Raw genomic sequence first — 8722 nt, 5'->3', positions numbered from 1 at the left:
TAAGACTGACGAAGTCAGTTACATATATCTACGGCAAGGCGAAGCTGACGCGGTTTGAATTTGATTTTCGAAGAGTATAAAGTTTGTTTTTGTATCTTTCAGAAAAATAAGGTATACTGTATGTAAACGATTTCAAAGGAGTCCAGTTATGGCGAAAACATTTTTTATTCCAAATAAACAGAGCATTTTAGGAGAACAAGAGATTTTGACTGCCAAGTCCATCTTGGCCTTGGTAGATGGTTTGGAGTCACATAGCTATGATGCGGTTTATCTCCGTCAGCTTCTTAACCGTCTTGAGTATATCGAGTGTGCGATAGTAGGGCAATCACAATTTCTCTTTAAGGTCAGTTATGCTGATGGTCGAAAGGCTTACCGTGTCGATCTTCCTGAGCTACTAACGAAGATAGACTGGGAGATCATCAAGTCATTTTTAGATGCTTTGCTTGCTTACACAGGAACTGAGATTGAAGGACTAGATGGTTTTGATTTTGAAGCTTATTTCCAAGCAAGTATTCAAGCCCATCTTGCAGACACTGCAGCCCGTTTTACGATTTGCCAAGGAATTTTTAATCCTGTTTTCTTTAGTCATGAGGATTTGAAAAGGTTTTTAGAGGAGGATGGTTTGGCACAGTTTGAAGCACGTGTACGTGCAGTTCAAGAGACAGATGCTTACTTTGCAAGAGTTTCCTTCTATCAGGATGGAGAAGGAAAAGTGCACGGTGTTTACCATTTGGCTCAAGGCGTCAAGACTGTTTTGCGGAGAGAACCATTTGTTCCTGCAGCCTATATGGAGCAATTGGTGGATAAGGAAGTCCAGTGGGAGATTGACTTGGTTCAAATCACAGGAGACGGCTCTAAACCAGAAGACTATGAGGCTATCGCTCGCTTGGACTATGCAAAATTCCTAGAGTCACTACCATCAGCATCTTACCACCAACTAGATGCCAATCAAATAGAAGTGCAACCCATTCTAGGACAAGATTTTAAAACATTAGCACAAGAAGAGTAAAGCAGAAGCAGGTCAATCGACTTTCTTTTTTACATATAAAAAATCCTGCCATAGAAGACAGGATTGCTACTCAATGAAAATCAAAGAGCAGACTAGGAAGCTAGCCGCAGGCTGCTCAAAACACTGTTTTTAGGTTGTAGATAAGACTGACAAAGTCAGGAACATATATCTACGGTAAGGCGAAGCTGACGTGGTTTGAAGAGATTTTCGAAGAGTATGAAGTTTAAAGAAAGGCTAAGATACGAAGATAATCTCCAATCAGTGCCACTTCAGCTACAAAGAAGAGGAGGATAATGACTCCGTTCACAAGGACAGACAAGAATAATTGATAGAAGGAGTCGCTTTCACTTGCTTGACTAGGTCTCGTAATGATATGGAGGCTAGCAAGCAGAATGATTCCAATGCTAATCACACATAAAAGGGCTGAAAATCGTAGGCTATCAAAGAAGGCAAAGAAACTAGCAATGGCAGTGAGGAAGATTGGAATTGCCAAGAGTTGACTATATTGTTGGAGAACCTTGTCTAGCGTCCAGTCCTTTTCTTGGTAGATAAATCGTCTCACGACGAAACTACCCAAGAGGAATGAAAAGAAGAAGAGTGTTGTCGCTACTAGGATAGAGATGATAGAAAAGAGAGTTAAAGGTGCTAGTTGCTCAGGGAAGTGGCTGTTTATAGTTGCTATATGTCCATAGTAAGCATGTTTGATGTGGTAGATACTAAAGAAAAAGGAAGATGCAGAAAACAGAATGAGCAAGAGAAAGGCTGTATAGCTGTGTGTGCTACTTGTTTCAAGCTTGCTTGTAGGAGATTTGATTGCTTCCACTAGCCAAGACCAAAAATCAAGCACTTGCTCTTTCCATTTATCCCTAGATTTTGGAACTTGGTCGGGGATATAGGGACTTTCTAAAGATTTACTGATAAGAAGGGGCTCTTTTGTGGTTGCTTTTTGCTGAGGACGAGCTTCTTGGCTTTCTTCAGCTATAGTGACTTTTTCTGTTTCTCCAGAAAGATCTGGCTCTTCTTCACTAGAATTAGATGCCTTCTTTTCTTCTATTTCTGTTCTCGCTTCACCGTCTTCAGGAGTTTCCATTTTCTCTTCTTGCTGGCTTTCCAGTTCGACTGCAGCTTGAGAGACTTCCTCCTCTACTTGAGTATTTTTTTCAATTGGTGTATCGAGATCGGCTATCCTTTCTTCAGCCTTGTCTGCAACCTCTTGAGCTTGCTTTTCAGGCTTGTTCTTGCTTGTTGTTTTTACAAAATCATTACTTTCAAACCATTCTTGTTTCATGGTAGAACCTCCTTTTAGTTAGATAAATATGCTTCTATAGTAGCAAATGTAAGCGTTTTTGTCAACGTCTGCTTGGGGTGGATATTAGCTCAATATCATCATCAGATCTCGCAATGAGTTGATCCTTGACATCAGCTTTTTCAGTTTTGTAAGGGTTGCTTAATTCCGTACCTCTTGATTCAGGCTCTTCTCTTGTGAATTGGAAGATAGAACCGTAGTTACTTGAGATGTCCAAGTTAATTCGTTGGCTTTCTTTCTGGTCTAGGATGATTCGGAGATAATCTTTGGCAGTCAGTTCAACCTTACCATGGACTTGGATATTTTCAGCGTGGAAGTGATGTTCTGTTGACTCTAGCTGACTATCTGTAAGATCTGTATCAAAGATATTAACGATATTGGGCGTTGTGAGTTTACTGTTTTTGATACGACTTCCTTCAATTCGGAGGATATAGCCGTTTGTATTGAGGGTCGCATTTTCAAGGCTAGCATTTATGATGGTGGTTTGTCCGCGATTGGCTGAGATGTTGATCCCTTTTAGAGTTCTCCCTTTCGGTAGTCCGATGATGACATCATTAAAACGATTAGATGAACTACTTACAATATGGAGAATCCCATCAATTCCAGAAGAGATAAATGGACTTTCAGACAGTTTCTTATCAGTGAGACTCAGAGTTCTATCGTTCTGATTGGTGATAAGATCATGGTGAGCAGAAAGTGATGGATGGTAAGAAATGTGGATTTGATCATCGAAAGAGTCTGTGATGGTCAGCGCGTGCTGGTGAAGAGTGATTTCTAGGTTTTCGACTTCCTTGCCAAAGGTTAGTTCTTCCGTACGGCTATCATAGACAGGTTCTTTGGACATGGAAAGTAGGCTCTTAATCCCGTCAGATTGGATACCTACAAAAAGCAGGATAAAGCCGATAACGGTAGTCACTACACCAAAAATGAGAAATCCTTTTGTCAATTTACGCATGCTGGTCACCTCTCTTTCCTTTTTTAAGAACAAATTGCACCAAGCGAACAATGAGTAGACCGAAGAAGCGAGCTACATAGGAAATACCTAGTAAGACTAGTGAAGAAGCACCGATAGCCAGTAAACCAGAACCGAAAATCAAGATAAAGGCTGATTTGGCTTGGGCTAGGACGGTGAAACTTTCAACTAAAAATAGGAATCCGCCGATGATACCCAGTATGGAAACCGCAAAGAAAGCCAAGATGACAGTCAAGGCTGCCACAAAGATTGCGAACAGGGACACGAGGATGGCGATTCCCAGAGGAATACCGATGGGTGCTGCAAGGAGAGCTAACAAGGCGATATGTAAAATTTGTCGGTTATTTTTTTGAGCGGGTGCTTCATTGATTTTTTTATCGAGAAGATTGGATAGAACTTCGTGGGCTGCTTCTTTGGGAGTTCCCAAGCTAGCGATGAGTTCTTCTTCTCCTTCGACTCCAGCATCGTCAAAGAGTTCCCTGAAATAGTCCATGGCTTCGATACGGTCAGCTTCAGGCAGTTTTTTGAGATAGAGTTCTAGCTGAGTCAGGTATTCAGTTCTTGTCATGGCGGATACTCCCTTCTATGATGCCATTGATGGTGTCTGTATAGAGTGCCCATTCATCTTTTAGGGTCAAGAGCTGCTCTATACCACCGTTTGTCAAGGAGTAGTATTTGCGCATGCGACCTTGGAACTCTCTAGAATAGGTTGTCAGAAAGCTATTGCCTTCCAATTTTTTGAGAATGGGATAGAGTGTGGATTCTTTGATATTAGCGATCAGCTTAATGGTTTGGCTAATCTCATAACCATAAGAATCACCCTGCTCCAGTACAGCCAAGATGAGAAATTCAATCAAGGCAGAGGATGTTGGAAAGTACATGGGAAACCTCCTTTTCTAATGTGTAAGATTTTTATATATAATTTTTCTACACATATATTGTACATCTAAAAGAAAGCCCTGTCAAGAGAAATGTGTAAAATTTTTATATATAAAAAACTTCTAGCTAAAACTAGAAGTTTAAAGGATCTTATCCGCTCTGTCCACTGTAAAGAGGGCCACAGTCATCAGGATATCGATGAGCAAGAGGTCAGCTACAGCTGGTACCCAAGAGTGGAACAGGTCAAAACTGTAACCAAAGAGGGTTGGCCCAAAGGCTGCTAGGATATAGCCTCCTGTTTGAGATAGGCCGGACAATTGGGCTGTCTTTTCAGGGGCGCTTGTCTTGAGTGAAAAGTTGACCATGAGATAAGGGAAGAGGGCGCTGGTTGCGGTTCCGATGAGGAGATGGATGGCAAGCCAGTAAATGAAATTATTGATTGGGAAAAAGAGCATGGAAATGCCGACCACACCAGCTAGTGAAACCAGAGTGAGCATGAGCTGACGGTTGCGAGTAGATAAACTAGTTGTCAAGCTTGGGATGGTCATTGAAAAAGGAATGCTAATCAGAGAGAAGATAGAAGTCAACAAGCCAGCTTGGTGACTGGATAGGCCTGCATGGATAGCCATGGTAGGTAACCAAGTCATAGCAGTGTAAAAAATCAAGGATTGAAAACCTGCAAAGATAATAATTGCCCAGACCTGTTTATTACGCATAACCTTTATTTGACTTTTTTGTTTGGTTTGTGGAGCTAGTCTATGATTATAGCGGTGATTTGGGAGCCAGACCAAAAAAGTTGCTAGACAGAGCAGGGTGAGGAGGATGATAAGTCCTTTCCAAGAACTGGCTTGTGTAATAGGCACGGCTAGATAGGAAGCCAGAGCCGTCGCAATCCCCATAGAGGTTACATATAAGGTGGTCAGAAAACCAATCTTCTTTGGTTGATTGGCTTGGATAAGACTAGGAAGCAGGACATTGATGACTGCGACACTTGCCCCAACCATCAAGGTTCCTAGATAGAGCAGGGGCAGATTGATTAGTCGAATAAGTGAGCCGATGGTCAAGAAGAAGAGGCTGTAGGTGAAGAGATGCTCCAAGCCGATTTTCTGAGCCAGTCGGGTAGAAAATGGTGAAAAGAGGGTAAACATAAGGAGAGGCAGGCTGGTCAAGACACCAAGCGAACTAACTTCTACCCCCAGCCCTTGCGAAATATCTCCCAAAATAATGGGTAAAACAGTAAAAGGAGCCCGCAAAGAAACACCAATCAGGATAATACCTGGAACAAAAAAGAGTGATTGCTTTTTCATAAAATACCTCTTCTAGCTGATTTTAATAACAGCTTATTTTAAGGCTTTTTCACTATAATGTCAAGTAAGGTTTCTGGCTTTCAAGATAAAAATGGGAAAGTCTTGAAAATTATGATAGAATGGTGGAAGGAAAAATTCAGGAGAGTAGTAGTGACTCAAAATGTTGAAAGTCTTCTCGTATCCATTGTAATCAGTGCATACAATGAAGAAAAATATCTGTCTGGTCTAATTGAAGACTTAAAAAATCAAACCTATCCTAAAGAGAATATTGAAATTCTATTTATAAATGCTATGTCCACAGATGGGACCACAGCTATCATTCAGCAATTGATAAAGGAAGATACAGAGTTTAACTCAATTAGATTGTATAACAATCCTAAGAAAAATCAAGCTAGTGGTTTTAACCTGGGAGTTAAACATTCTGTAGGGGACCTTATTTTAAAAATTGATGCTCATTCAAAAGTTACTGAGACTTTTGTAATGAACAATGTGGCTATTATTCAACAAGGTGAATTTGTCTGTGGGGGGCCTAGACCGACGATTGTCGAAGGAAAAGGAAAATGGGGAGAGACCTTGCATCTTGTTGAGGAAAATATGTTTGGCAGTAGCATTGCCAATTATCGAAATAGTGCCGAGGATAGATATGTTTCTTCTATTTTTCATGGAATGTATAAACGAGAGGTTTTCCAGAAGGTTGGTTTAGTAAATGAGCAACTTGGCCGAACTGAAGATAATGATATTCATTATAGAATTCGAGAACATGGTTATAAAATCCGCTATAGCCCAAGTATTCTATCTTATCAGTATATTCGACCAACATTCAAGAAAATGCTGCATCAAAAGTATTCAAATGGTTTGTGGATTGGCTTGACAAGTCATGTTCAGTTTAAGTGTTTATCATTATTTCACTATATTCCTTGTTTATTTGTTTTGAGTCTTGTGTTTAGTCTAGCATTGTTACCGATCACATTCGTATTCATAACTTTACTATTAGGTGCCTATTTTCTACTTTTGTCATTACTCACTTTGCTGACTTTATTAAAACATAAAAATGGATTTCTAATTGTGATGCCCTTTCTTTTATTTTCCATTCACTTTGCTTATGGCCTTGGAACGATTGTAGGTTTAATTAGAGGATTTAAATGGAAGAAAGAGTACAAGGGAACAGTAATTTATTTGGAAAAATAAGCCAAATAAATTAAAATGTGCTACAATAACAATATAGTAAAACTCTTTTAAGGAGGAGTAGATTGACATGAATAAAAAACTAACAGATTATGTGATTGATCTGGTGGAAATTTTAAATAAACAACAAAAGCAGGTTTTCTGGGGAATATTTGATATTTTGAGTATGGTGGTTTCCATCATTGTATCTTATATCTTATTCTACGGCTTGATTAATCCAGCACCTGTTGACTACATTATCTATACGAGTTTGGCCTTTCTGTTCTATCAATTGATGATTGGTTTTTGGGGGTTGAATGCTAGTATTAGTCGTTACAGCAAGATTACGGATTTCATGAAAATCTTTTTTGGTGTGACTGCCAGCAGTGTTTTGTCTTATGGAATCTGCTATGCCTTCTTGCCACTCTTCTCCATCCGTTTCATCATTCTCTTTATCTTGTTGAGTACCTTCTTGATTTTATTGCCACGGATTACTTGGCAGTTACTCTACTCCAGACGCAAAAAAGGTAGTGGTGATGGAGAACACCGTCGAACCTTCTTGATTGGTGCTGGTGATGGCGGAGCCCTCTTTATGGATAGTTACCAACATCCAACCAGTGAATTAGAACTGGTCGGTATCTTGGATAAGGATGCTAAGAAAAAGGGTCAAAAACTTGGTGGTATCCCTGTTTTGGGCTCTTATGACAATCTGCCTGAATTAGCCAAACGCCATCAAATCGAGCGTGTCATCGTTGTGATTCCGTCGCTTGATTCGTCAGAGTATGAGCGTATCTTGCAGATGTGTAATAAGCTGGGTGTCAAATGTTACAAGATGCCTAAGGTTGAAACGGTTGTTCAAGGACTTCACCCAGCAGGTGGAGGCTTCCAGAAGATTGATATCACAGACCTTTTGGGTCGTCAGGAAATTCGTCTTGACGAATCGCGTCTGGGTGCAGAACTGACAGGTAAGACCATCTTAGTCACAGGAGCTGGAGGTTCAATCGGTTCTGAAATCTGTCGTCAAGTTAGTCGCTTCAATCCTGAACGCATTGTCTTGCTCGGTCATGGGGAAAACTCAATCTACCTTGTTTATCATGAATTGATTCGTAAGTTCCAAGGGATTGATTATGTACCTGTGATTGCGGACATTCAAGACTACGACCGTCTCTTGCAAGTCTTTGAGCAGTACAAACCTGCTATTGTTTATCATGCGGCAGCCCACAAGCATGTTCCTATGATGGAGCGCAATCCAAAAGAAGCCTTCAAAAACAATATCCGCGGAACCTACAATGTTGCTAAGGCTGTTGATGAAGCTAAAGTGTCTAAGATGGTTATGATTTCGACAGATAAGGCAGTTAATCCACCCAATGTTATGGGAGCAACCAAGCGCGTGGCTGAGTTGATTGTCACTGGCTTTAACCAACGTAGCCAATCGACCTACTGTGCGGTTCGTTTTGGGAATGTTCTTGGTAGTCGTGGTAGTGTCATTCCAGTCTTTGAACGTCAGATTGCTGAAGGTGGGCCTGTAACGGTGACAGACTTCCGTATGACCCGTTACTTTATGACTATTCCAGAAGCTAGCCGTCTGGTTATCCATGCTGGTGCTTATGCCAAGGATGGGGAAGTCTTTATCCTTGATATGGGCAAACCAGTCAAAATCTATGACTTGGCCAAGAAAATGGTCCTTCTAAGTGGACACACCGAAAGCGAAATTCCAATCGTTGAAGTTGGAATCCGCCCAGGCGAAAAACTTTACGAAGAACTCTTGGTATCAACCGAACTTGTTGATAACCAAGTTATGGATAAGATTTTCGTTGGTAAGGTTAATGTCATGCCTCTAGAAGCCATCGATCAAAAGATTGAAGAGTTCCGCACTCTTAGTGGAGATGAGTTGAAGCAAGCCATTATCGCCTTTGCCAATCAAACAACCCACGTTGAATAAAAAATCTTTAAAATCAGAAAAACGCATATTATCAGGTCTTGAGCCTTGGTAATATGCGTTTTGTTATGTAGAGGCTTATACTCTTCGAAAATCTCTTCAAACCACGTCAACGTCGCCTTGCCGTATATGGTTACTGACTTCG

At 40.6% G+C, this 8722-nt stretch carries 7 protein-coding genes and 1 pseudogene; 3 read left to right on the top strand and 5 right to left on the bottom strand.

All coding sequences use genetic code 11. The annotated features are described in order from the left end of the window. The first annotated feature begins 148 nt into the window (after positions 1 to 148). Positions 149 to 1009, top strand: coding sequence for a DUF4299 family protein (locus tag HT736_RS04595; protein WP_172930793.1), 861 nt, complete (start codon positions 149 to 151; stop codon positions 1007 to 1009). Between the two features lie 223 nt (positions 1010 to 1232). Here the strand turns inward: HT736_RS04595 and HT736_RS04590 are convergent, their stop codons facing one another. The 5 genes from HT736_RS04590 to HT736_RS04570 all read right to left on the bottom strand — a co-directional run bounded on the left by HT736_RS04590 (position 1233) and on the right by HT736_RS04570 (position 5474). Continuing rightward, the gene (locus tag HT736_RS04590; protein ID WP_172930792.1) at positions 1233 to 2297 is read right to left on the bottom strand and encodes a DUF6574 domain-containing protein; all 1065 of its coding nucleotides are present in this window, start codon (positions 2295 to 2297) and stop codon (positions 1233 to 1235) included. 61 nt (positions 2298 to 2358) lie between these two features. Next, positions 2359 to 3270, bottom strand: a complete 912-nt coding sequence (locus tag HT736_RS04585) for a DUF4097 domain-containing protein (protein WP_172924092.1) — start codon at positions 3268 to 3270, stop codon at positions 2359 to 2361. Next, positions 3263 to 3856 carry a DUF1700 domain-containing protein gene (locus HT736_RS04580; protein ID WP_172930791.1) on the bottom strand — a complete coding sequence of 198 codons (594 nt, stop codon included), beginning with the start codon at positions 3854 to 3856 and terminating at the stop codon, positions 3263 to 3265. Before HT736_RS04580 ends, HT736_RS04585 begins: the two co-directional genes overlap by 8 nt. After that, on the bottom strand, positions 3843 to 4169 hold the full coding sequence (locus HT736_RS04575) for a PadR family transcriptional regulator (protein WP_000273863.1): 327 nt from the start codon (positions 4167 to 4169) through the stop codon (positions 3843 to 3845). The genes HT736_RS04580 and HT736_RS04575 overlap by 14 nt, the downstream gene beginning before the upstream one ends. 138 nt (positions 4170 to 4307) lie before the next feature. Then, positions 4308 to 5474 carry an MFS transporter gene (locus tag HT736_RS04570; protein ID WP_172930790.1) on the bottom strand — a complete coding sequence of 389 codons (1167 nt, stop codon included), beginning with the start codon at positions 5472 to 5474 and terminating at the stop codon, positions 4308 to 4310. Positions 5475 to 5531: 57 nt separating this feature from the next. Between HT736_RS04570 and HT736_RS04565 the strand changes: the two are divergent. Both HT736_RS04565 and HT736_RS04560 read left to right on the top strand, forming a co-directional pair. Further along, positions 5532 to 6676 (top strand): annotated as a pseudogene (locus tag HT736_RS04565) (glycosyltransferase family 2 protein). 53 nt (positions 6677 to 6729) lie between these two features. Beyond that, entirely contained in the window at positions 6730 to 8580 is a 1851-nt protein-coding gene (locus HT736_RS04560) for a nucleoside-diphosphate sugar epimerase/dehydratase (RefSeq protein WP_172930789.1), read from the top strand. The last annotated feature ends 142 nt before the right edge of the window (positions 8581 to 8722 follow it).

The organism is Streptococcus sp. 339 (assembly GCF_013277285.1).
Taxonomy (GTDB): Bacteria; Bacillota; Bacilli; order Lactobacillales; family Streptococcaceae; genus Streptococcus; species Streptococcus pseudopneumoniae.
The sequence above is the reverse complement of the archived record's forward strand: the minus strand, read 5'-3'. Positions and strand labels throughout refer to the sequence as shown.

Excerpts from the sequence above, each read along its gene's own strand:
- HT736_RS04595 (WP_172930793.1), top strand. The coding sequence starts at position 149 with ATGGCGAAAACATTTTTTATTCCAAATAAACAGAGCATTTTAGGAGAA.
- HT736_RS04590 (WP_172930792.1), bottom strand. The coding sequence starts at position 2,297 with ATGAAACAAGAATGGTTTGAAAGTAATGATTTTGTAAAAACAACAAGC.
- HT736_RS04585 (WP_172924092.1), bottom strand. The coding sequence starts at position 3,270 with ATGCGTAAATTGACAAAAGGATTTCTCATTTTTGGTGTAGTGACTACC.
- HT736_RS04580 (WP_172930791.1), bottom strand. The coding sequence starts at position 3,856 with ATGACAAGAACTGAATACCTGACTCAGCTAGAACTCTATCTCAAAAAA.
- HT736_RS04575 (WP_000273863.1), bottom strand. The coding sequence starts at position 4,169 with ATGTACTTTCCAACATCCTCTGCCTTGATTGAATTTCTCATCTTGGCT.
- HT736_RS04570 (WP_172930790.1), bottom strand. The coding sequence starts at position 5,474 with ATGAAAAAGCAATCACTCTTTTTTGTTCCAGGTATTATCCTGATTGGT.
- HT736_RS04560 (WP_172930789.1), top strand. The coding sequence starts at position 6,730 with ATGAATAAAAAACTAACAGATTATGTGATTGATCTGGTGGAAATTTTA.